This window comes from Pseudomonas frederiksbergensis (assembly GCF_003732705.1).
Lineage (GTDB): Bacteria > Pseudomonadota > Gammaproteobacteria > Pseudomonadales > Pseudomonadaceae > Aquipseudomonas > Aquipseudomonas frederiksbergensis_F.
In genome coordinates this window covers 102,127-123,135 of record NZ_MOBR01000019.1, presented here as the reverse complement: position 1 = coordinate 123,135, position 21,009 = coordinate 102,127, and the positions used below count along the sequence as shown (strand labels likewise).

At 57.9% G+C, this 21,009-nt stretch carries 18 protein-coding genes and 3 tRNA genes; 19 read left to right on the top strand and 2 right to left on the bottom strand.

Going from position 1 to position 21,009, the window contains the following annotated elements; all coding sequences use genetic code 11:
- The first annotated feature begins 35 nt into the window (after positions 1-35).
- The 15 genes from ftsH (at position 36) to BK667_RS20875 (ending at position 14,710) form a co-directional block, all read left to right on the top strand.
- Entirely contained in the window at positions 36-1,949 is a 1,914-nt protein-coding gene (gene ftsH, locus BK667_RS20945) for an ATP-dependent zinc metalloprotease FtsH (protein ID WP_054050044.1), read from the top strand.
- Between the two features lie 8 nt (positions 1,950-1,957).
- Positions 1,958-2,809 carry a dihydropteroate synthase gene (gene folP / locus BK667_RS20940; RefSeq protein WP_123598751.1) on the top strand — a complete coding sequence of 284 codons (852 nt, stop codon included), beginning with the start codon at positions 1,958-1,960 and terminating at the stop codon, positions 2,807-2,809.
- A 16-nt stretch (positions 2,810-2,825) separates the two neighbouring features.
- Positions 2,826-4,163 (top strand): phosphoglucosamine mutase, encoded by a 1,338-nt coding sequence (gene glmM / locus BK667_RS20935; RefSeq protein WP_123516467.1) that lies wholly within the window; start codon positions 2,826-2,828, stop codon positions 4,161-4,163.
- Positions 4,164-4,229: 66 nt separating this feature from the next.
- Positions 4,230-4,985: a triose-phosphate isomerase gene (gene tpiA / locus BK667_RS20930; RefSeq protein WP_123516465.1), complete on the top strand. Its 756-nt coding sequence runs from the start codon at positions 4,230-4,232 to the stop codon at positions 4,983-4,985.
- A gap of 4 nt (positions 4,986-4,989) precedes the next feature.
- Complete coding sequence (gene secG / locus BK667_RS20925; RefSeq protein ID WP_017336473.1) at positions 4,990-5,373, top strand: preprotein translocase subunit SecG; 384 nt, start codon at positions 4,990-4,992, stop codon at positions 5,371-5,373.
- Between the two features lie 22 nt (positions 5,374-5,395).
- Positions 5,396-5,481, top strand: a tRNA-Leu gene (locus BK667_RS20920).
- Between the two features lie 96 nt (positions 5,482-5,577).
- Positions 5,578-5,654: transfer RNA gene (locus tag BK667_RS20915), tRNA-Met, on the top strand.
- 138 nt (positions 5,655-5,792) lie between these two features.
- Complete coding sequence (gene rimP, locus BK667_RS20910) at positions 5,793-6,251, top strand: ribosome maturation factor RimP (RefSeq protein ID WP_185058257.1); 459 nt, start codon at positions 5,793-5,795, stop codon at positions 6,249-6,251.
- 47 nt (positions 6,252-6,298) lie between these two features.
- Complete coding sequence (nusA, locus tag BK667_RS20905; RefSeq protein WP_008024459.1) at positions 6,299-7,780, top strand: transcription termination factor NusA; 1,482 nt, start codon at positions 6,299-6,301, stop codon at positions 7,778-7,780.
- 27 nt (positions 7,781-7,807) lie between these two features.
- Positions 7,808-10,333 carry a translation initiation factor IF-2 gene (gene infB / locus BK667_RS20900; RefSeq protein ID WP_123516463.1) on the top strand — a complete coding sequence of 842 codons (2,526 nt, stop codon included), beginning with the start codon at positions 7,808-7,810 and terminating at the stop codon, positions 10,331-10,333.
- 159 nt (positions 10,334-10,492) lie between these two features.
- The gene (rbfA, locus tag BK667_RS20895; protein ID WP_008149016.1) at positions 10,493-10,894 is read left to right on the top strand and encodes a 30S ribosome-binding factor RbfA; all 402 of its coding nucleotides are present in this window, start codon (positions 10,493-10,495) and stop codon (positions 10,892-10,894) included.
- 3 nt (positions 10,895-10,897) lie between these two features.
- A complete protein-coding gene (gene truB / locus BK667_RS20890; RefSeq protein WP_123405159.1) occupies positions 10,898-11,815 on the top strand; it encodes a tRNA pseudouridine(55) synthase TruB in 918 nt (305 codons plus the stop codon).
- 117 nt (positions 11,816-11,932) lie between these two features.
- Entirely contained in the window at positions 11,933-12,202 is a 270-nt protein-coding gene (rpsO, locus tag BK667_RS20885; protein WP_003176135.1) for a 30S ribosomal protein S15, read from the top strand.
- Positions 12,203-12,396: 194 nt separating this feature from the next.
- On the top strand, positions 12,397-14,502 hold the full coding sequence (pnp, locus tag BK667_RS20880; RefSeq protein ID WP_123598749.1) for a polyribonucleotide nucleotidyltransferase: 2,106 nt from the start codon (positions 12,397-12,399) through the stop codon (positions 14,500-14,502).
- A 135-nt stretch (positions 14,503-14,637) separates the two neighbouring features.
- Positions 14,638-14,710 (top strand) — tRNA-Thr (locus BK667_RS20875).
- Positions 14,711-14,720: 10 nt separating this feature from the next.
- Here BK667_RS20875 and BK667_RS20870 read toward each other — a convergent pair.
- On the bottom strand, positions 14,721-15,563 hold the full coding sequence (locus BK667_RS20870) for a hypothetical protein (protein WP_259698136.1): 843 nt from the start codon (positions 15,561-15,563) through the stop codon (positions 14,721-14,723).
- A gap of 139 nt (positions 15,564-15,702) precedes the next feature.
- Between BK667_RS20870 and BK667_RS20865 the strand changes: the two genes are divergently transcribed.
- Complete coding sequence (locus BK667_RS20865; protein WP_123516604.1) at positions 15,703-16,008, top strand: DUF6388 family protein; 306 nt, start codon at positions 15,703-15,705, stop codon at positions 16,006-16,008.
- A 99-nt stretch (positions 16,009-16,107) separates the two neighbouring features.
- Here BK667_RS20865 and nadC read toward each other — a convergent pair whose 3' ends face one another.
- Positions 16,108-16,956, bottom strand: a complete 849-nt coding sequence (gene nadC, locus BK667_RS20860; protein ID WP_123516458.1) for a carboxylating nicotinate-nucleotide diphosphorylase — start codon at positions 16,954-16,956, stop codon at positions 16,108-16,110.
- A 361-nt stretch (positions 16,957-17,317) separates the two neighbouring features.
- Here nadC and BK667_RS20855 point away from each other — a divergent pair, with 361 nt between their 5' ends.
- The 3 genes from BK667_RS20855 (at position 17,318) to ampE (ending at position 20,983) form a co-directional block, all read left to right on the top strand.
- Positions 17,318-19,525, top strand: coding sequence for a DUF1631 domain-containing protein (locus BK667_RS20855; RefSeq protein ID WP_123598747.1), 2,208 nt, complete (start codon positions 17,318-17,320; stop codon positions 19,523-19,525).
- A 64-nt stretch (positions 19,526-19,589) separates the two neighbouring features.
- A complete protein-coding gene (ampD, locus tag BK667_RS20850) occupies positions 19,590-20,150 on the top strand; it encodes a 1,6-anhydro-N-acetylmuramyl-L-alanine amidase AmpD (RefSeq protein ID WP_123598746.1) in 561 nt (186 codons plus the stop codon).
- Complete coding sequence (gene ampE / locus BK667_RS20845; RefSeq protein ID WP_123516452.1) at positions 20,147-20,983, top strand: regulatory signaling modulator protein AmpE; 837 nt, start codon at positions 20,147-20,149, stop codon at positions 20,981-20,983. The genes ampD and ampE overlap by 4 nt, the downstream gene beginning before the upstream one ends.
- Positions 20,984-21,009: the final 26 nt, after the last annotated feature.

The following is a 21,009-nucleotide window of genomic DNA, read 5'->3' as shown; positions in this document are numbered from 1 at the left end:
CGGAGCTTGCTTCAGAGGGTAGTTAATTGAACGATATGGCAAAGAATCTGATCCTGTGGTTGATCATCGCGGCTGTCCTCGTGACGGTGATGAACAACTTCTCCAGCCCTAACGAGCCGCAGACCCTCAACTATTCCGACTTCATCCAGCAGGTCAAGGATGGCAAGGTCGAGCGCGTAGCCGTAGACGGCTATGTGATTACCGGCAAACGCAACGATGGCGACAGCTTCAAGACCATTCGTCCGGCAATCCAGGACAATGGCCTGATCGGCGATTTGGTGGATAACCACGTCGTAGTCGAAGGCAAGCAGCCTGAACAGCAAAGCATCTGGACTCAGCTCCTGGTCGCAAGCTTCCCGATCCTGGTGATCATAGCCGTCTTCATGTTCTTTATGCGGCAGATGCAGGGCGGTGCCGGTGGCAAGGGCGGGCCGATGAGCTTCGGCAAGAGCAAGGCACGACTGCTCTCCGAAGATCAGGTGAAAACCACCTTGGGTGACGTTGCCGGTTGCGACGAAGCCAAGGAAGAAGTTGGCGAGCTGGTCGAGTTCTTGCGTGATCCGGGCAAGTTCCAGCGCCTGGGCGGTCGCATTCCTCGCGGCGTGCTGATGGTCGGTCCTCCGGGTACCGGTAAAACCTTGCTGGCCAAGGCGATCGCCGGCGAAGCCAAGGTGCCGTTCTTCACCATCTCCGGTTCTGATTTCGTCGAGATGTTCGTCGGTGTCGGCGCCAGTCGTGTTCGCGACATGTTCGAACAAGCCAAGAAACACGCGCCATGCATCATCTTTATCGATGAAATCGACGCCGTTGGTCGCCATCGTGGCGCCGGCATGGGCGGCGGTCACGATGAGCGTGAGCAGACTCTCAACCAGCTGCTGGTAGAGATGGACGGCTTCGAAATGAATGACGGCATCATCGTCATTGCCGCAACCAACCGTCCGGACGTCCTGGACCCTGCGTTGCTGCGTCCGGGTCGTTTCGACCGCCAGGTTGTGGTCGGTCTGCCAGACATCCGTGGTCGTGAACAGATTCTCAAGGTCCACATGCGCAAAGTGCCAATGGGTGACGACGTCGCCCCGGCCGTGATCGCTCGTGGTACGCCTGGTTTCTCCGGCGCCGACCTCGCCAACCTGGTGAACGAGGCGTCGCTGTTCGCTGCCCGTACCGGCAAGCGCATCGTCGAGATGAAAGAATTCGAACTGGCCAAAGACAAGATCATGATGGGCGCCGAGCGCAAATCGATGGTCATGTCCGAGAAAGAGAAGCAGAACACCGCTTACCACGAGGCTGGCCACGCTATCGTCGGTCGCGTCGTTCCTGAGCACGATCCGGTCTACAAGGTCTCGATTATTCCCCGCGGTCGTGCGCTGGGCGTGACCATGTTCCTGCCGGAAGAAGATCGTTACAGCCTGTCCAAGCGTGCACTGATCAGCCAGATCTGCTCACTGTATGGCGGTCGTATTGCGGAAGAGATGACTTTGGGCTTCGACGGTGTTACTACCGGTGCCTCCAACGACATCATGCGTGCCAGCCAGATTGCGCGAAACATGGTGACCAAATGGGGCCTGTCGGAAAAACTCGGTCCGTTGATGTATGCCGAAGAAGAGGGTGAAGTGTTCCTCGGTCGTGGCGGCGGCGGTCAGAGTGCAAGTTTCTCTGGCGAGACGGCCAAGCTGATCGATTCTGAGGTGCGCAGCATCATTGACCAGTGCTACGGCACGGCCAAACAGATCCTTACGGACAACCGGGACAAGCTGGACGCCATGGCTGATGCGCTGATGAAGTACGAGACGATCGATGCTGATCAGATCGACGACATCATGGCCGGTCGTACGCCTCGCGAGCCTCGTGACTGGTCAGGCGGTGGTGCCGGCACATCCGGAACACCTCCGGTGGCGCAGGATCCGCGTCCGGAAACACCGATCGGCGGTCCGGCTGCTGACGTTTAAGGCTTGAAATGACTTCTGTTCAGTCCCTGACCTGGTTGCCTTGCGGCAACCGGGTTCTTGATTTGGCCCATACACATGTCATGGGCATTCTCAATGTCACTCCCGACTCCTTTTCCGATGGTGGCCGATATAGTCAGCTCGATGCGGCCTTGCGCCATGCCGAAGCGATGGTGGCGGCTGGCGCGACGCTGATTGATGTCGGTGGTGAGTCGACCCGGCCCGGCGCGAAGGCGGTTTCGCCGCTCGAAGAGCTGGAGCGTGTTGCGCCGATTGTCGAGCGCATCCATCGTGAGTTGGATGTCATCATCTCTGTTGATACCTCCACGCCAGCTGTCATGCGCGAAACTGCACGACTGGGCGCGGGGTTGATCAATGACGTGCGCTCATTGCGGCGTGACGGCGCCCTGGATGCAGCTGCGGCCACGGGGTTGCCGGTATGTCTGATGCATATGCTTGGCGAGCCTGGCGACATGCAGGACAATCCGCAGTATCGGGATGTGACGAAAGAAGTTGGCGAGTTTCTCGCCGAACGCATGACGCAATGTGCATCGGTAGGAATCCCGGCTGAACGGATCATTCTTGATCCGGGTTTCGGCTTCGCGAAAACCCTGCAGCACAATCTAAGCTTGTTTAAACATATGGAAGCCTTGCATGCCTTGGGGCGGCCCCTGTTGGTCGGGGTTTCGCGAAAGAGCATGATTGGGCAGGCGTTGAATCGCCCGGTTGGCGAACGCCTTTTTGGCGGTCTGGCGCTCGCAGCGCTGGCTTCGGTCAAGGGTGCGCGTATATTGCGCGTCCACGATGTGGCCGAAACAGTCGATGTGGTGCGGATGATCGCCGCAGTGGAATTAGCCGAATAAGAATGATGGAGCACTTATGACTAAGAAATATTTTGGTACCGACGGCATTCGTGGTCGGGTCGGCGAGTATCCGATCACTCCGGACTTCATGCTCAAGCTCGGCTGGGCGGCTGGCATGGCATTCCGCAAAATGGGCGCATGCAAAGTGCTGGTAGGCAAGGACACCCGTATCTCCGGGTACATGTTCGAATCGGCGCTTGAAGCCGGTCTTACCTCCGCAGGCGCCGATGTGATGCTGCTGGGGCCGATGCCGACGCCTGCCATCGCCTATCTGACTCGGACGTTCCATGCCGAGGCTGGCATCGTGATCAGCGCTTCGCACAATCCTCACGATGACAACGGTATCAAGTTTTTCTCCGGGAAGGGCACCAAGCTCCCGGACGAAGTTGAGCTGATGATCGAAGAGTTGCTCGACACCCCGATGACCGTGGTTGAGTCGAGCAAGATCGGCAAGGTATCGCGCATCAACGACGCTTCGGGTCGTTATATCGAATTCTGCAAGAGCAGCGTCCCGACCGGCACCACCTTCACTGGCCTGAAAATCGTGATCGATTGCGCGCACGGTGCGACCTACAAAGTGGCGCCTAGTGTGTTCCGTGAGTTGGGCGCCGAAGTCGTCGTGCTTTCCGCTCAGCCGAACGGCCTGAACATCAATGATAATTGCGGCTCGACCCATATGGGCCAGCTGCAGGCCGCCGTATTGGCCGAACACGCCGATTTGGGTATCGCCTTCGACGGTGATGGCGATCGGGTCCTGATGGTCGATCATACTGGCGCTATCGTCGATGGTGACGAGCTGCTGTTCATCATTGCCCGCGATCTGCATGAGCGCGGCAAGCTGCAGGGCGGTGTGGTCGGTACGTTGATGAGTAACCTGGGGCTGGAACTGGCTCTGGCAGATCTGGCGATTCCTTTCGTGCGCGCCAATGTTGGTGACCGCTATGTGATCGCCGATCTGCTGGAGCGCAACTGGCTGGTCGGTGGCGAGAACTCCGGGCATATCGTCTGCTTCAACCACACCACCACCGGTGATGCAATCATCGCTGCGTTGCAGGTGTTGATGGCGCTGAAGACTCGCTCCGAAGGGCTGGCTCAGGCCCGCCAGGCGCTGCGCAAGTGTCCGCAGGTGCTGATCAATGTCCGTTTCGCAGGTGGTGCGAGCCCCCTCGATCATCCATCGGTCAAGGAGGCCAGCGAGCGTGTCACCCAAGCCATGGCGGGTCGCGGACGTGTGCTGTTGCGCAAGTCCGGGACAGAGCCGCTGGTGCGGGTCATGGTCGAAGGCGAGGACGAAACACAGGTTCGTGGTTACGCCGAAGAGCTGGCAAAACTGGTTACTGAAGTTTCTGCCTGAATTCGGCTTGCCAGCCTTGATTGTGTTGGGTAACATCTGCGCCCACTTTGACCGACGAGGTACAGCATGCGTCGCCCTATGGTAGCTGGTAACTGGAAGATGCACGGTACCCGCGCCAGCGTCGCTGAGCTGATCAAGGGCCTGGGTAACCTGGCCTTGCCGAGCGGTGTTGATGTAGCGGTATTCCCGTCCTTCTTGCATATCAATCAAGTGATTGATGGTCTGGAAGGCAAGTCGATCAAGGTCGGCGCGCAGAACGCTGCGGTGGAATCCAAACAAGGTGCGCTGACTGGTGAGGTTGCGCCGAGTCAGTTGGCTGAAGAAGGTTGCTCACTGGTACTCGTGGGCCACTCCGAACGTCGCCAGATCATCGGCGAGAATGATGAAACACTCATTCGCAAGTTCGCAGCAGCACAGGCATGTGGCTTGATTCCGGTGTTGTGCATAGGGGAAACCCTTGAGCAGCGCGAAGCCGGTAAAACTCTTGAGGTTGTCGGGCATCAGCTGGGCAGTATCATCGAGAAGCTGGGTGTTGGTGTTTTTGCAAAGGCAGTAATTGCTTACGAGCCGGTCTGGGCCATTGGCACCGGGCTGACTGCTTCACCGCAACAGGCGCAGGATGTGCACGCAGCCATTCGCGCTCAGTTGGCGGCAGAGAATTCTGAGGTCGCACAAGGTGTGCGGCTTCTATACGGCGGCAGCGTGAAGGCGGCCAATGCGGTCGAACTGTTCGGCATGCCGGATATCGATGGGGGGCTCATTGGTGGGGCTTCCCTGAATGCAGATGAGTTCGGTGCGATTTGTCGCGCCGCGGGAAACTGAAAAAATGCTGGAAACAGTCGTAGTCGTTTTTCATCTGCTGGGTGCATTGGGCGTAGTTGCTCTGGTATTGCTGCAGCAGGGTAAAGGTGCGGATGCTGGCGCGTCTTTCGGAGCAGGTGCTTCAAATACTGTGTTCGGAAGCCAAGGTTCCTCTACCTTTCTTAGTAAGTTTACTGCTATACTTGCCGCAGGTTTCTTCATAACCAGCTTAGGGTTAGGTTACTTTGCTAAAGAGAAAGCTCACCAGCTGACTCAAGTAGGTTTGCCAAATCCAGCAGTGTTGGAAGTTCCAAAGCAACAACCGGCTTCTGATGATGTACCGGTGCTTCAAGAGCAAAAGTCGGCTACTCCAGCGACTGACGTGCCTCCAGCTCAAGAGCAAAAGTAAGAAGGGTTTCAAACGTAGTATTGCCGAGGTGGTGGAATTGGTAGACACGCAACCTTGAGGTGGTTGTGCCCATAGGGTGTAGGGGTTCGAGTCCCCTTCTCGGTACCAATTATCAGGAGAGCCCGCTGTTGCGGGCTTTCTTGTAGGTGGAAGGTTACATTGACCCTGTCAGGGATCGGTCGTATACTTCCGCCCCAGCTTTGTCGCGGGGTGGAGCAGTCTGGTAGCTCGTCGGGCTCATAACCCGAAGGTCGTCGGTTCAAATCCGGCCCCCGCAACCAGTTTAAGGAGCCCCTTTTAAGGGGCTTTTTGTTAGCTGGACACTTTCAACGCCGCTGTTCGACGGCGTTTCAAGGATGGGCGTTTCGCCCATTTTTTTATTTTGCATAGCATGCACATACATGCACGAGGGGGTTCAGGTGTCGAGCAAGCTAGAAGAGTTGCAGGCCTTGCTGGCCCCGGTGGTCGTGGCCCTAGGCTATGAATGCTGGGGTATTGAGTTTTCGGCTCAAGGTCGCCACTCAATGTTGCGCGTTTATATCGATAAAGAAGGCGGCGTGCTGGTGGACGATTGCGCCATCGTCAGCCGTCAGATCAGCGGTGTTCTGGATGTTGAAGATCCGATCGCCGTTGAGTACACCTTTGAAGTTTCCTCGCCTGGCATGGAACGCCCACTGTTCACGATTGAGCAGTTTGCAAAATTTGCCGGTGAACAAGTGAAGATCAAGCTGCGCTCGCCTTTCGAAGGCCGACGCAACTTTCAGGGCCTTCTGCGCGGTGTAGAAGAGCAGGACGTCGTGGTGCAGGTAGAAGACCATGAGTTCCTGTTGCCGATCGATATGATCGACAAGGCCAACATTATTCCCAGTTTTGACTGAGACGCGGATCCCGCGGATCCAATGGCTTGCGAAAGGCGAGGCGTACGATGAGCAAAGAAGTACTGCTGGTTGTTGAGTCGGTATCCAATGAAAAGGGCGTACCGGCAAACGTAATTTTTGAAGCGCTGGAGCTGGCTCTGGCCACTGCTACCAAAAAACGTTTCGAGGACGAAGTCGATCTGCGTGTGGAAATCAATCGCCACACCGGTGCTTACGAGACATTCCGTCGCTGGACGGTCGTCGAAGAAGCAGACCTGGACGATCCGGCCATCGAAACCTGGCCGAGCAAGGTTGCAGAAACGCATCCGGGCGCCCAGGTAGGTGATGTAGTCGAAGAAAAGATCGAATCCATCGAGTTCGGCCGTATCGCTGCACAGACTGCCAAGCAAGTCATCGTGCAGAAAGTTCGCGAAGCCGAGCGCGCACAAGTGGTTGACGCTTATCGCGAACGCCTGGGTGAAATCATTTCCGGCACCGTGAAAAAAGTAACCCGCGACAACGTGATCGTTGACCTGGGCAACAACGCTGAAGCGTTGCTGGCTCGTGAAGACATCATTTCTCGCGAAACCTTCCGTGTTGGCGTGCGTCTGCGTGCGCTGCTCAAGGAAATCCGCACCGAGAACCGCGGCCCGCAGTTGATCCTGTCGCGTACCGCGCCGGAAATGCTGATCGAGTTGTTCCGCATCGAAGTGCCGGAAATCGCTGAAGGCCTGATCGAAGTAATGGCTGCGTCCCGCGATCCGGGTTCGCGCGCCAAGATCGCGGTCCGCTCCAAGGACAAACGCATTGATCCGCAAGGCGCTTGCATCGGTATGCGCGGTTCGCGCGTCCAGGCAGTGTCGGGCGAATTGGGCGGCGAGCGTGTGGACATCGTCCTGTGGGACGATAACCCGGCTCAGTTCGTGATCAATGCAATGTCGCCGGCTGAAGTGGCGGCAATTATCGTTGACGAAGATGCCCATGCAATGGACATCGCCGTTGGCGCAGACAATCTGGCTCAGGCCATCGGTCGCGGTGGTCAGAACGTGCGTCTGGCTAGCCAGTTGACTGGCTGGACCCTGAACGTGATGACCGAATCGGACATCCAGGCTAAGCAGCAAGCAGAAACCGGCGACATCCTGCGCAACTTCATCGACGAGCTGGAAGTCGACGAAGACCTGGCGCAAGTGCTGGTAGATGAAGGCTTCACCAGCCTGGAAGAGATTGCCTACGTACCGTTGGAAGAAATGCTCAACATCGACGGCTTTGACGAAGAAACCGTCAACGAGCTTCGCGCTCGCGCCAAGGATCGTTTGTTGACCAAAGCCATCGCTACTGAGGAAAAGCTGGCAGACGCCCATCCGGCCGAAGACCTGCTCTCGCTTGAGGGTATGGACAAGGATTTGGCGATGGAACTGGCGGTGCGCGGCGTAATTACCCGCGAAGACCTGGCCGAGCAGTCTATTGACGACCTGCTCGACATCGACGGCATTGACGATGATCGTGCCGGCAAGTTGATCATGGCCGCCCGAGCCCACTGGTTCGAGTAATTAGGCGCGGCCTGAGGAGAGAAGTGCATGACGCAAGTCACGGTGAAACAACTGGCCGATGAGGTCAAAACACCGGTAGAGCGCCTGTTGCAGCAGATGCGTGAGGCAGGTCTGCCGCACACCGCCGCCGAAGAACATGTGACTGACAGTGAGAAGCAATCTTTGCTGACTCACTTGAAAAGCAGCCACAAGGCGAAAGTGGAAGAACCACGCAAGATTACACTGCAGCGTAAAACCACCAGCACCCTGCGTGTTGCTGGCAGCAAAAGCATCAGTGTTGAAGTCCGTAAAAAGAAAGTTTTCGTACAGCGCAGCCCGGAAGAAATCGAAGCCGAGCGCAAACGCGAACTGGAAGAACGTCGTGCAGTAGAAAATGCTGCTCGTCAAAAGGCTGAAGAAGAAGCCAAGCGTCGCGCCGAAGAAGAAGCGCGTCGCCAGCCTGCTACTGCGCAAAACGCTACTAACGATGCTGTCGCAGCGCCTGCTGCGGTTGCCGAGCCAGTTCGCGAAAGCGCACCGGTTGTGGCGGCTGCACCGGCTCCTTCTGCCGACCGTAAGCCGAACGATCAGCGTCGTCCGGACAAACCACGTGCCGACGATAACAATCGTCGCAGCGGCGGTGGCGATGGCGAGCGCAAAAACGCTCCGCATCGTGCTTCGGTCAAAGAGAAAGCGCCTGCTCCACGTGTTGCGCCACGTACTACCGACGAAGAAAGCGATGGCTTCCGTCGTGGTGGTCGCGGCAAGGCCAAGCTGAAGAAACGCAACGCCCACGGTTTCCAGAGCCCAACCGGCCCTGTCGTGCGTGATGTGCAAATCGGCGAGACCATCACTGTTGGCGATCTTGCCAATCAGATGTCGGTCAAGGCTGCTGAAATCATCAAGTTCATGTTCAAACTGGGTACCCCAGCGACCATCAACCAGGTGCTTGATCAGGAAACTGCTCAGCTGGTAGCCGAAGAACTGGGCCACAAAGTGACCCTGGTCAGCGACACCGCCCTGGAAGATTCCCTGGCCGAGTCCCTGAAGTTTGAAGGTGAGACGTTCTCCCGTGCACCGGTTGTGACCGTAATGGGCCACGTTGACCACGGTAAAACCTCGCTGCTCGACTACATCCGTCGTGCCAAGGTAGCTGCTGGCGAAGCCGGCGGTATCACCCAGCACATCGGTGCATACCACGTTGAAACTGATCGCGGCATGGTCACTTTCCTCGACACCCCGGGTCACGCCGCGTTTACCGCAATGCGTGCCCGTGGTGCCAAGGCGACCGATATCGTGATCCTGGTGGTTGCAGCGGACGACGGCGTAATGCCGCAGACCATTGAAGCGGTCCAGCACGCCAAGGCTGCCGGTGTTCCTCTGGTAGTTGCTGTGAACAAAATCGACAAGCCGGGTGCCGATCTCGATCGCATCCGTAGCGAACTGTCGGTTCACGGCGTGACTTCGGAAGAGTGGGGCGGCGACACCCCGTTCGTATCGGTTTCGGCGAAAGTCGGTACTGGCGTGGACGAGTTGCTCGAAGCTGTTCTGCTGCAGGCCGAAGTTCTGGAACTGAAGGCAACACCTTCAGCCCCAGGTCGCGGTGTCGTGGTTGAATCGCGTCTCGACAAGGGTCGTGGCCCGGTTGCTACCGTGCTGGTTCAAGACGGTACTTTGCGCCAAGGCGACATGGTCCTGGTCGGTTCGAACTATGGCCGTGTACGTGCCATGCTCGACGAGAACGGCAAGCCAATCAAAGAAGCTGGTCCTTCCATCCCTGTCGAGATCCTCGGCCTGGACGGTACCCCGGACGCTGGCGACGAGATGAGCGTGCTGTCGGACGAGAAGAAAGCCCGTGAAGTGGCTCTGTTCCGTCAAGGCAAGTTCCGCGAAGTCAAACTGGCCCGTGCTCACGCTGGCAAGCTGGAAAACATCTTCGAAAACATGGGCCAGGCAGAGAAGAAGACGCTTAACATCGTCCTCAAATCTGACGTTCGTGGTTCGCTGGAAGCGTTGAACGGTGCCTTGAACGGCCTGGGTAACGACGAAGTGCAAGTGCGTGTTGTTGGTGGCGGCGTCGGTGGTATCACCGAGTCCGACGCGAACCTGGCACTGGCCTCCAACGCTGTACTGTTCGGCTTCAACGTGCGTGCCGATGCTGGCGCTCGCAAGATCGTCGAGCAGGAAGGCCTGGATATGCGTTACTACAACGTGATCTACGACATCATCGAAGACGTCAAGAAAGCCCTCACCGGTATGCTGGGCAGCGATGTTCGCGAGAACATCCTGGGTACCGCTGAAGTGCGTGACGTGTTCCGTTCGCCGAAGTTTGGCGCGATCGCCGGTTGCATGGTTATCGAAGGTGTTGTTCACCGTAACCGTCCAATCCGTGTACTGCGTGAAGACATCGTTATCTTCGAAGGCGAGCTGGAATCCCTGCGCCGCTTCAAGGATGACGCTTCCGAAGTACGTGCCGGCATGGAATGTGGTATTGGCGTCAAGAGCTACAACGACGTCAAAGCTGGCGACAAGATCGAAGTCTACGAGAAGGTTCAGGTTGCTCGCAGCCTCTAACTCGCGCACTTCAAGGGCCACGGCGAGCCGCCGCATGCAAGTGCGCGGCACGGCGTCAGGACTCTAAACGCAACGCCCGGTCTGGCTTTTGTCAGGCCGGGCGTTTGCCGCTTTCAGACCCCACGGGTTTCACCGTGTGGCAGTAACAGGTAACAAGACATGGCAAAAGAATACAGCCGTACCCAACGTATCGGCGATCAGATGCAGCGTGAGCTGGCACAACTGATCCGTCGTGAAGTCAAAGACCCGCGCGTCGGCCTGGTCACCATTACCGCTGTTGAAGTCAGCCGTGACGTCGGTCACGCCAAGATCTTCATCACCGTGATGGGCCAGGACAACGCCGAAGACATCGCGCAAAGCATCAAGGTGCTCAACTCCGCCGCTGGCTTCCTGCGCATGCAGTTGGCTCGCGAAATGAAGTTGCGCAGCGTTCCACAGTTGCACTTCCACTACGACGAAAGCGTCGTGCGTGGCGCGCACCTGTCGGCCCTGATCGAGCGTGCGGTGGCTGAAGACAATCAGCACCCGGTTGCGGCTGAAGCCGAAGACACCAAGGAGTAATCGGTGGCTCAGGTCAAACGTATCCGTCGTAACGTCAGCGGCATCATCCTGCTCGACAAGCCGCTGGGGTTCACCTCCAACGCGGCATTGCAGAAGGTTCGCTGGTTGCTGAACGCCGAGAAGGCCGGGCATACCGGCAGTCTCGATCCGCTGGCCACCGGCGTACTGCCGTTGTGTTTCGGTGAGGCCACCAAGTTCTCGCAATACTTGCTCGATTCCGACAAGGCTTATGAAACCCTGGCGCAACTGGGCAAGACCACCACCACGGCGGATGCCGAAGGTGAGGTTTTGCAGGAACGCCCGGTGACCGTTGGTCGCGCCGATGTCGAAGCGGTATTACCCGGTTTTCGTGGGCAAATCAGCCAGATACCGCCGATGTACTCGGCGCTCAAGCGTGATGGCCAGCCGCTGTACAAGCTGGCCCGTGCAGGCGAAGTAGTGGAGCGCGAACCGCGTTCTGTTACTATTGCGCGCTTGGAATTGCTGGCCTTTGAGGGTGATACTGCGCGGCTTGCGGTGGATTGCAGCAAAGGCACCTATATCCGCACCCTGGTGGAGGATATCGGTGAGCAACTCGGTTGTGGCGCTTACGTTGCAGAACTGCGACGTACCCAGGCCGGGCCTTTCACGCTGGCGCAGACGGTCACGCTTGAAGAGTTGGAAGCAGTACATGCCGAAGGCGGCAACGAAGCGGTCGACCGCTTCCTGATGCCATCGGACAGCGGCTTGCTGGATTGGCCGCTGTTGCAGTTCTCGGAGCACAGCTCGTTCTACTGGCTTAACGGCCAACCGGTTCGAGCCCCGGACGCACCGAAATTCGGCATGGTACGGGTACAGGATCACAACGGTCGCTTCATCGGTATCGGTGAAGTGAGCGAAGACGGGCGCATCGCGCCGCGTAGACTGATTCGGTCAGAATGACCGAACGAGGGTGGCTGTTAACAGGCACGGTCACTACTCATTTTTAGATACAGGGATTTGTCCCTGGCCTGTTGAAGCTGTTTCCCTGAAACAGTTTCCTGATAAAAGGATTGCCTCATGGCTCTCGACGTTCAAGAAAAAGCTCAAATCGTAGCTGACTACCAGCAAGCTGTTGGTGACACTGGTTCGCCAGAAGTGCAAGTTGCACTGCTGACCCACAACATCAACAAGCTGCAAGGTCACTTCAAGGCCAACGGTAAAGATCACCACTCCCGTCGTGGTCTGATCCGCATGGTAAACCAGCGTCGTAAGCTGCTGGACTACCTGAAAGGCAAGGATCTGGGTCGTTACCAGGCTCTGATCGGTCGCCTGGGTCTGCGTCGCTAATAAGCGATTGCGCTAGAGGTTGGTTGTCTGTCGTGCGTCAGTGGGTTTCCCGCTGGCGCATGGCAGGCTCCCAGCCTCAAGTTTTATCTGGATACACGTTTTACCCTGGACAAGCGTTGGGCCGATTCCCGACATTGCCCAAGAATTTCGCAAGAAGACAAGTTCCCCAAGAGCCACAAAGAAGGTAGGACACCGTGAACCCGGTAATCAAAAAATTCCAGTTCGGTCAGTCGACCGTTACCCTCGAGACTGGCCGTATCGCCCGTCAGGCCTCCGGCGCAGTACTGGTCACCGTTGACGATGACGTCAGCGTATTGGTGACCGTCGTTGGTGCCAAACAAGCCGATCCAGGCAAGGGCTTCTTCCCTCTGTCCGTTCACTACCAGGAAAAGACTTACGCTGCCGGTAAGATCCCTGGCGGTTTCTTCAAGCGCGAAGGCCGTCCTTCCGAGAAAGAAACCCTGACTTCCCGACTGATCGACCGTCCGATCCGTCCGCTGTTCCCAGAAGGCTTCATGAACGAAGTGCAGGTTGTCTGCACCGTCGTTTCCACCAGCAAGAAGACCGATCCGGACATCGCTGCGATGATCGGTACCTCGGCTGCCCTGGCGATCTCCGGCATTCCTTTCGATGGCCCTATCGGCTGTGCACGCGTTGCGTTCCACGAAAGCACCGGCTACCTGCTGAACCCGACTTACGAACAACAGAAAGCTTCGAGCCTGGACATGGTCGTTGCCGGTACTTCGGAAGCTGTGTTGATGGTTGAATCGGAAGCCAAAGAGCTGACCGAAGACCAGATGCTGGGCGCGGTACTGTTTGCTCACGACGAGTTCCAGGTTGTGATCAACGCCGTAAAAGAACTGGCCGCTGAAGCTGCCAAGCCAACCTGGACCTGGGCTCCACAGCCAGAAGCCACCGCTCTGCTGGGCGCTATCCGTGCCGAGTTCGGCGACGCGATCTCCCAGGCTTACACCATCACCATCAAGGCCGACCGTTACGCTCGCCTGGGTGAGCTGAAAGACCAGGTAGTTGCCAAGCTGTCCGGTGAAGAAGGCCAGCCTTCCTCCAGCGAAGTGAAAGCAGCGTTTGGCGAAATCGAATACCGCACCGTTCGCGAAAACATCGTAAACGGCAAGCCACGTATCGACGGTCGCGACACCAAGACCGTACGTCCTTTGAACATCGAAGTCGGTGTTCTGCCTAAAACCCACGGTTCGGCTCTGTTCACCCGTGGCGAAACCCAGGCTCTGGTCGTTGCAACACTGGGCACCGCCCGTGATGCACAACTGCTGGACACCCTGGAAGGCGAGAAAAAAGACCCGTTCATGCTGCACTACAACTTTCCTCCGTTCTCGGTAGGTGAGTGTGGCCGCATGGGTGGCGCTGGTCGTCGCGAAATCGGTCACGGCCGTCTGGCCCGTCGTTCGATTGCAGCCATGCTACCGGCTGCCGACGTGTTCCCGTACACCATTCGTGTGGTGTCGGAAATCACCGAGTCCAACGGTTCGAGCTCCATGGCTTCGGTCTGCGGCGCTTCCCTGGCCCTGATGGACGCTGGCGTTCCGATGAAGGCACCGGTTGCCGGTATCGCCATGGGTCTGGTTAAAGAAGGCGAGAAGTTCGCCATCCTGACCGACATCCTGGGTGATGAAGACCACCTCGGCGACATGGACTTCAAAGTAGCGGGTACCGCCAAAGGTGTTACCGCGCTGCAGATGGACATCAAGATCAAAGGCATCACCGAAGAAATCATGGAAATCGCTCTGGGCCAAGCCCTGGAAGCGCGCCTGAACATCCTCGGTCAGATGAACCAGATCATTGCTCAGTCCCGTACCGAACTGTCGGAAAATGCTCCGACCATGATCGCGATGAAAATCGACACCGACAAAATCCGTGATGTTATCGGTAAAGGCGGCGCGACTATTCGTGCGATCTGTGAAGAAACCAAGGCTTCGATCGACATCGAAGACGACGGTTCGATCAAGATCTTCGGCGAAACCAAGGAAGCGGCTGAAGCAGCACGTCAGCGCGTTCTGGGCATCACCGCAGAAGCTGAAATCGGCAAGATCTACGTCGGTAAGGTTGAGCGCATCGTCGACTTCGGCGCATTCGTCAACATCCTGCCTGGCAAGGACGGTCTGGTTCACATCTCCATGTTGAGCGACGCTCGCGTTGAGAAAGTGACCGACATCCTGAAAGAAGGCCAGGAAGTGGAAGTGCTGGTACTGGACGTGGACAACCGCGGCCGTATCAAGCTGTCCATCAAAGACGTAGCAGCAGCCAAGGCGTCGGGCGTTTAATCACCCTCGCTTGATTGCTTCAACGTTATAAAAAAGGCCCCGCAGTGAAAACTGCGGGGCCTTTTTTTGTCTGCGATAAGCCGAGGTGGGGCTTGCGGTTGCGACTCGCGAAAGCTGTGCTAGGTTTAGCTCACCGCCCGTGTAGCTCAGTTGGTAGAGCAGCGCACTCGTAACGCGAAGGTCGCAGGTTCGACTCCTGTCTCGGGCAAGAATTACGGCTATTTCACCTTCCGGCTCAGGTCTTCGACCGTGCGTTTGAGCTGATCGAGCTGATTGTCCTGATCACTGACTTCTCGCTTCAAATTCGACAGATCACTGGAGCTTGAGCTGGAACTCGATCCGGCGCTGCGCTTGAGGTCCTCCACCTGGCTGGCGAGTTTCTTCAGGTCGTTGTCCTGATCGCTGACAGTGCGCTTGAGGTTGGACACTTCGCTCGAGCTGGAACTGGAGCTCGAGCCGGTGTTGCGCTTGAACTCCTCCATCTGCTTGGCGAGGCTCTTCAAATCTTTGTCCTGTTCCTCGACGGTACGCTTGAGGTTGGAAATTTCATTGCTGCTCGATCCGGAGCTTGTACCGGTATTGCGTCTGAGTTCTTCGATGAGGCGCGTTTGTTCGCTGACGGTTTTCTTCAGGGCGTCGATCTCAACCGTATTGGTTTTAACGGTGGCCTGTAACTTTTCCAGTTCATTGACATCCAGATTGGTCCTGACCAGTACGGTTTTGCCATACGAGTTGTGGGCCGCAGTGAGGGTATCGTTGTACGAAGGGCTGTCGGAGCTAAGCTCGATAGCCTGAGCCGCATCGGCCAGTGCCAGATTGCCGAGCAGCAGGGCAGCCATGCCGGTTGCAAACAGGGTAGACGAACGCTTTGGGAAATTACGCATCACCTGAGTTCCTTGTGGAGTGCCTATATGGCACATCGCTATGACTTCGTTTTCTGAAACATGTTCCTCAGGGCGCGTAAAAATGGCATGGCCAGGGAGGGCATCCGGTTTTTTGTAGATTTGATGTAAACATGCATATAAATCGTCAGCCAAAGGTCCTATATTCGGTGCTTGCATGAGCACCACCGAAGCTGTTTTCAGATGATCCCGAATGGTTCTGAAGGCCAGACAAACCGGGCTTTACGCGGTTTTTTGCGTCAGAGAGATCCTTGATGATCCAGATCCATCTTCCATTCCCCAGATCAGCGAGAACGACATGACAGTTAAAGAATTGACCCAAGAAGCCAGACACGAAGAAGCGCTGAAGAAGTACTTGCTGGAATCGCCCCAGCTTGCCGAAGAGATCAAGGACTTGCCCGCCGACGATCAGAAAGACCAGATCCAGTGGGGGTTCGAGGACGAAGCGGAATCCCAGGGCTTGCAGCCTTGGGAGCTGACGCTCAAGTACACCTCGACTCCGGAAGAGTTCGAGGCGGCGCGCCTGGTTCTGCACAAGGAGGCGGCCGAAGTGTTGGGCGTCGAGTGGGAAGAGTACTGCGAGATGAATAATCTGGTGGTCTGACCCGTGTAGGAGCGAAGCTTGCTCGCGAAGGCGGCTGAACAGTCAATATTGATGTTGACTGACACACCGCTTTCGCGAGCAAGCTTCGCTCCTACATTTTCAGAGACTGAGCCGCATCGACAGGTCGACAGCCTTCACATCCTTGGTCATCGCACCAATCGAAATGTAATCCACACCGGTTTCGGCAATCGGCAGCAACGTGCTTTCGTTGATCCCGCCGCTGGCCTCCAGTTTTGCCTTGCCGCCGTTCAGGCGTACCGCTTCGCGCATGTCATCCAGACTCAATTCGTCGAGCATGATGATATCGGCGCCGGCCGCCAGGGCCTCTTTCAGCTCATCCAGGCTTTCCACTTCGATTTCCACCGGCTTGCCCGGGGCAATCTTGTGCGCGGCTTTGATCGCTTCAGGGATGCCGCCGCAGGCCGCGATATGGTTTTCCTTGATCAGGAAGGCGTCATACAGGCCGATGCGGTGGTTATGGCAGCCGCCGCAGGTCACGGCGTACTTCTGCGCCAGACGCAGGCCCGGCAGGGTTTTGCGGGTGTCGAGCAGCTTCACTTGAGTTTCGGCGACGAAATCCGCCAGGAACTGCGCGCGAGTCGCGACGCCGGAAAGCAGTTGCAGGAAATTCAGCGCACAACGTTCGCCCGACAGCAGTGAGCGTGCCGGGCCTTCGAGGTGGAACAGCGCCTGATTGGGTTTCACCCGTTCGCCATCGCGCACTTGCCAATGCACCGCCACCCGTGGGTCCAATTGCCGAAAGACGGCATCCACCCAAGCGGTGCCGGCAATGACGGCCTCATCGCGGGTGATGATGGTGGCTTTGGCCAGGCGTTCGGCGGGGATCAATTGCGCGGTGATGTCGCCGCTGCCGATGTCTTCGAGCAACGCACGGCGCACGTTGGCTTCGATTTCGGCGGTCAAATCGGCGAGACGTAGATTCGGCATAACGGGCTCCACAAACAAAGTGGCTCGATTATAGGGCCATGGCGCGAACCAACCCAAGGCATGCCGGGTGCTCGAATCGTTCTGAAACCTGCATTTGGTCGATTGGCGTGAGCATTTGACGCTAAGCCAGGGTCAACCCTGCACGTCTATTTCAATGTGAAACGTAGAGTCTGCTGGCACAAGCGACCTGTTTTGCAGATAATCCGCCTTGCATTTGACGTCATAGCTTTGACGTCCCTTTGGATCCCCGATCAGTGAATGACAGCGGGTGGGCACTGTTCCCCGTTGAGTGCCAGCGGTGCAGCTTGCGCAATCGATCTTTTCTTACCGAACCGAAGCATCACCGTTCCAGGAGGCTTGGATGCACAACGACGGGAATGTAGTGCCTTTGCACAAGGCGGCTACCGACCAGGCGACTCACTCGCCGCTCGCCCGCCTGCCAGTGATTCTGCTTCAGGTTCGCGACAAGGCTGCTCAACAGCTTCGGCATGGTTTGCAGGAACTGTTCGATAACGCCGACGACACCCTGTTCGAAATGGCCGACCGGGCCCGTAATGACGTCGAGCAAAACATCTTTTTCGAAGCCATGCGCGACTTGCGCCTCAAACGCAAAAGCATTGAGCGCGGGTTTCTCGAACAATTTTTCGAGGCGTTCGTCAGCCTCACTCAATACGACGTCACCCAGTCAGCCTTGCCCCAGGCATTGGCGTTCGATGCCGGCGCATCGCTGCCCAGTGATGACCTGGAGCGCAACGTGGCGGTGGAGGGCATGGTCAGCAAGGTGCTGAACCGTGAGGGTTTCGCCCTTGATCAACTGACCACCCGGCTCAGCGTGCTGCTGGGTAAGGAACTGCTCGAACAGCACAACCCGCTGGGCCCGGCCATGCTGTGCGAGTACTTCCTGCAGGCCGGGCGCAATCTGGGCGTGGAGATCAAGGTCAAGCTGATCATCCTCAAGTTGTTCGAGCGCTACGTGCTCAGCAGCGCCGATCAGCTCTACAGCGAAGCCAATCAACTGTTGATCGCCACCGGCGTGCTGCCCGAGCTCAAGCCGGCCCCGGCCCGGCGTGCCGCTGATCGTGCGGCCGCCAGTGCCCACGCCGAACCTGTCGAGGCGACTGCCCGCCCCGGCAACACGCCGATTGATGACAGCGTGCAGGAAGTTTTCGCGGCGTTGCAGGAACTGCTGTTTCACGTGCGTGGCAGCGTTGCGCCAACCCTTGAAGCCAGCACCCCGACCCAGCCGATTTCCACCCGCGACCTGCTGCGACTGCTTTCGCACTTGCAGCAATACGTCCCGGCCCTGGCGGCTCAGGACGACTTCGACCTGCGCAACCAGCTCGAACAACTGCTGACCCGGGTCAGCGTCAAGAGCGGCAAGTCGCGGGTGGTCGGGGTTGCCGATGAAGATGTGATCAACCTGATCGCCATGCTCTTCGAATGCATCCTCGACGACCGCAATCTGCCGGACTCCCTCAAGGCGTTGATCGGCCGCTTGCAGATCCCGATGCTGAAAGTTGCGGTGATCGACAAGAGCTTTTTCAGCCGCAGCAGCCACCCCGCGCGGCGCCTGCTCAATGAAATCGCCGCTGCAGCCATGGGCTGGGGCGAGTGCGACGATCATGAGCGCGACACCCTGTACCAGCGTATCGAGCAAGTGGTGCAGCGGCTGTTGAATGATTTTGTCGATGACCCGGCGATTTTCTCCGAGTTGCTCGCGGACTTCCTGGCATTTACCAGCGACGAACGCCGCCGTAGCGAGCTGCTGGAGCAGCGCACTCGCGATGCCGAAGAGGGTCGGGCCAAGACCGAGCTGGCGCGTCAGAGGGTCGAGCAGGCGCTGAACGAGGCTTTGCTCGGCAAGTTGCTGCCCCAAGGGGTGGTGGCGTTCGTCCAGGATGCCTGGAGCAAGGTACTGTTGCTGACCTGCCTCAAGCACGGCGATCAGTCCGCCGAATGGCACGCCGATGTGCAGACCATGGCGCAATTGATCTGGAGCGTGCAGCGCCATGATGAAGCCGATGCAAGCCTGCGTCTGCTGTCGATGGTGCCGGGGTTGCTCAAGTCGCTGCGCGATGGCCTGAGCAGCTCGGCGTTCGATCCCTTCGCCACCAGCGAATTCTTCAGTGAACTGGAAGCCCTGCACGTTCAACTGTTCGAGCGCCCGGCGCTGATGCCGGAGCAGGCTGATGCGCCAGTGATGGTCGAAGTGCGGCAGGAAATCGTCCTGCGCACCGCCGATGAGGGCCCGGTCGAGACGGCCTCGGTGCGCTTGCCGGCGGACGATGCTGGTCTGCTTCAGGTCGATCAACTGCGCCTGGGCTGCTGGGTGGAATTTCAGGAAGACGAAGAAAACACCTTGCGCTGCAAACTGGCGGCGATCATTGAAGCCACCGGCAAGTACATTTTCGTCAACCGCACCGGCATGAAAGTGCTGGAACGCAGCCGCACCGGGCTGGCCCTGGAATTCCGCCGTGGCGCGGTGCGTACGCTGGACGATACGTTGCTGTTCGATCGGGCCCTGGAATCGGTGATCGGCAACTTGCGGCGTCTCAATCACGCCAAGTGATCGCGCGCAGAGGGTCTCTCGCGGCATACTGGGCGCCAACACGGTCGTCGTTGAAGGAACCTGTATGCAGTTGGACCCCGCGAGCGGTTGGTGCCAGGGCGTAAATATCTGCCCCTCGCCCAACTTCAATGCGCGCCCCTCGGATGAAATCTCCCTGCTGGTGATCCACAACATCAGCCTGCCGCCGGCGCAGTTCGCCACCGGCAAGGTGCAGGAATTTTTCCAGAATCGTCTGGATGTCACGGAGCATCCCTACTTTGAAGGGATCGCTGACCTGCGGGTGTCTGCGCATTTTCTGATCGAGCGTGACGGCACTGTCACTCAGTTTGTCTCTTGTCTTGAGCGCGCCTGGCATGCCGGCGTCTCGAGTTTTGACGGGCGAGAGGTCTGTAACGATTTTTCCGTGGGCATCGAGCTTGAAGGCACGGACGATCTGCCGTTCACCGACGCGCAATATCAGGCGTTGACGACCCTGACCCAACAGTTGCAAAGCGCTTTCACGGGCATTACCGCACAGCGCATTTGCGGGCACAGCGACATCGCACCCGGACGCAAGACCGATCCGGGACCGGCGTTCGATTGGGCACGCTACCGCGCCGCTTTGGCAAAAGAGGAACAACAATGAGTTTTCTGGTGTTGCTGTTGGCTGTCTGGATCGAGAAGTTCTCGGCCCTGCGCCATCGGGTTCAACGTGATGGTGGTTGGGTGCGCGAGCTGCACAAGCTTGAAGCCAGCCCACGTCTGAAAGACCATCCGTGGCTGGTGTTGGTCGTGTTGGTGCTGTTACCGGTGGCGCTGCTCGGTTTGCTGCTGTTGGTGCTGGACCCGGTGGCCTACGGCCTGCTGGCATTGCCGGTGCACTTGTTGGTGGTGATTTACAGCCTGGGGCGTGGTGATCTGCTGGGCGGCCTCGGTCCGTTTCGTGATGCCTGGCGCCGGGAAGACCTGCAAGCCGCCGCGCATGTGGCCAAGCGCGACCTGGACATCTGCGCCGACAATGGCGAGCAATTGCTGGAGCGGGTTCAGGCGCACCTGTTGTGGGAAGCCTATCAAAGCTTTTTCGCGGTGATTTTCTGGTACTTCCTGTTGGGACCGGTGGCAGCGCTGAGCTATCGCTTGCTCGCCCTGGCTGAAGAACACGGGCAGAACCCGGCGGTGGTCGAGCGTGCCGCGCAACTGCGCCACGCCTTTGACTGGGTGCCGGTGCGCTTGCTGGCGGCGAGTTTTGCTCTGGTCGGCAACTTTGTCGCGGTCGGTCGGGTGATGCTGCATGAGCTGCTGAACTGGAACATCACGGCCGCGCAGTTGATCGAGAAAGTCGGGCTGGTGGCCGGGGAGATTCCGGCGCCGGTGGTCGGGCCGGATGGCATCAACAGCCTGGATCGCATCTGGGAACTGCTGCTGCGGGCGGCGGTGCTTTGGTATGCCGGGTTTGCGTTGTGGACCGTACTGCCCTGATTTCCGATTAAAGATCAAAAGATCGC

Excerpts from the sequence above, each read along its gene's own strand:
- BK667_RS20855 (WP_123598747.1), top strand. The coding sequence starts at position 17,318 with ATGCACAACGACGGGAATGTAGTGCCTTTGCACAAGGCGGCTACCGAC.
- ampE (WP_123516452.1), top strand. The coding sequence starts at position 20,147 with ATGAGTTTTCTGGTGTTGCTGTTGGCTGTCTGGATCGAGAAGTTCTCG.
- ampD (WP_123598746.1), top strand. The coding sequence starts at position 19,590 with ATGCAGTTGGACCCCGCGAGCGGTTGGTGCCAGGGCGTAAATATCTGC.
- BK667_RS20870 (WP_259698136.1), bottom strand. The coding sequence starts at position 15,563 with ATGCAAGCACCGAATATAGGACCTTTGGCTGACGATTTATATGCATGT.
- tpiA (WP_123516465.1), top strand. The coding sequence starts at position 4,230 with ATGCGTCGCCCTATGGTAGCTGGTAACTGGAAGATGCACGGTACCCGC.
- glmM (WP_123516467.1), top strand. The coding sequence starts at position 2,826 with ATGACTAAGAAATATTTTGGTACCGACGGCATTCGTGGTCGGGTCGGC.
- nusA (WP_008024459.1), top strand. The coding sequence starts at position 6,299 with ATGAGCAAAGAAGTACTGCTGGTTGTTGAGTCGGTATCCAATGAAAAG.
- infB (WP_123516463.1), top strand. The coding sequence starts at position 7,808 with ATGACGCAAGTCACGGTGAAACAACTGGCCGATGAGGTCAAAACACCG.
- secG (WP_017336473.1), top strand. The coding sequence starts at position 4,990 with ATGCTGGAAACAGTCGTAGTCGTTTTTCATCTGCTGGGTGCATTGGGC.
- folP (WP_123598751.1), top strand. The coding sequence starts at position 1,958 with ATGACTTCTGTTCAGTCCCTGACCTGGTTGCCTTGCGGCAACCGGGTT.
- ftsH (WP_054050044.1), top strand. The coding sequence starts at position 36 with ATGGCAAAGAATCTGATCCTGTGGTTGATCATCGCGGCTGTCCTCGTG.
- rpsO (WP_003176135.1), top strand. The coding sequence starts at position 11,933 with ATGGCTCTCGACGTTCAAGAAAAAGCTCAAATCGTAGCTGACTACCAG.
- rbfA (WP_008149016.1), top strand. The coding sequence starts at position 10,493 with ATGGCAAAAGAATACAGCCGTACCCAACGTATCGGCGATCAGATGCAG.
- nadC (WP_123516458.1), bottom strand. The coding sequence starts at position 16,956 with ATGCCGAATCTACGTCTCGCCGATTTGACCGCCGAAATCGAAGCCAAC.
- BK667_RS20865 (WP_123516604.1), top strand. The coding sequence starts at position 15,703 with ATGACAGTTAAAGAATTGACCCAAGAAGCCAGACACGAAGAAGCGCTG.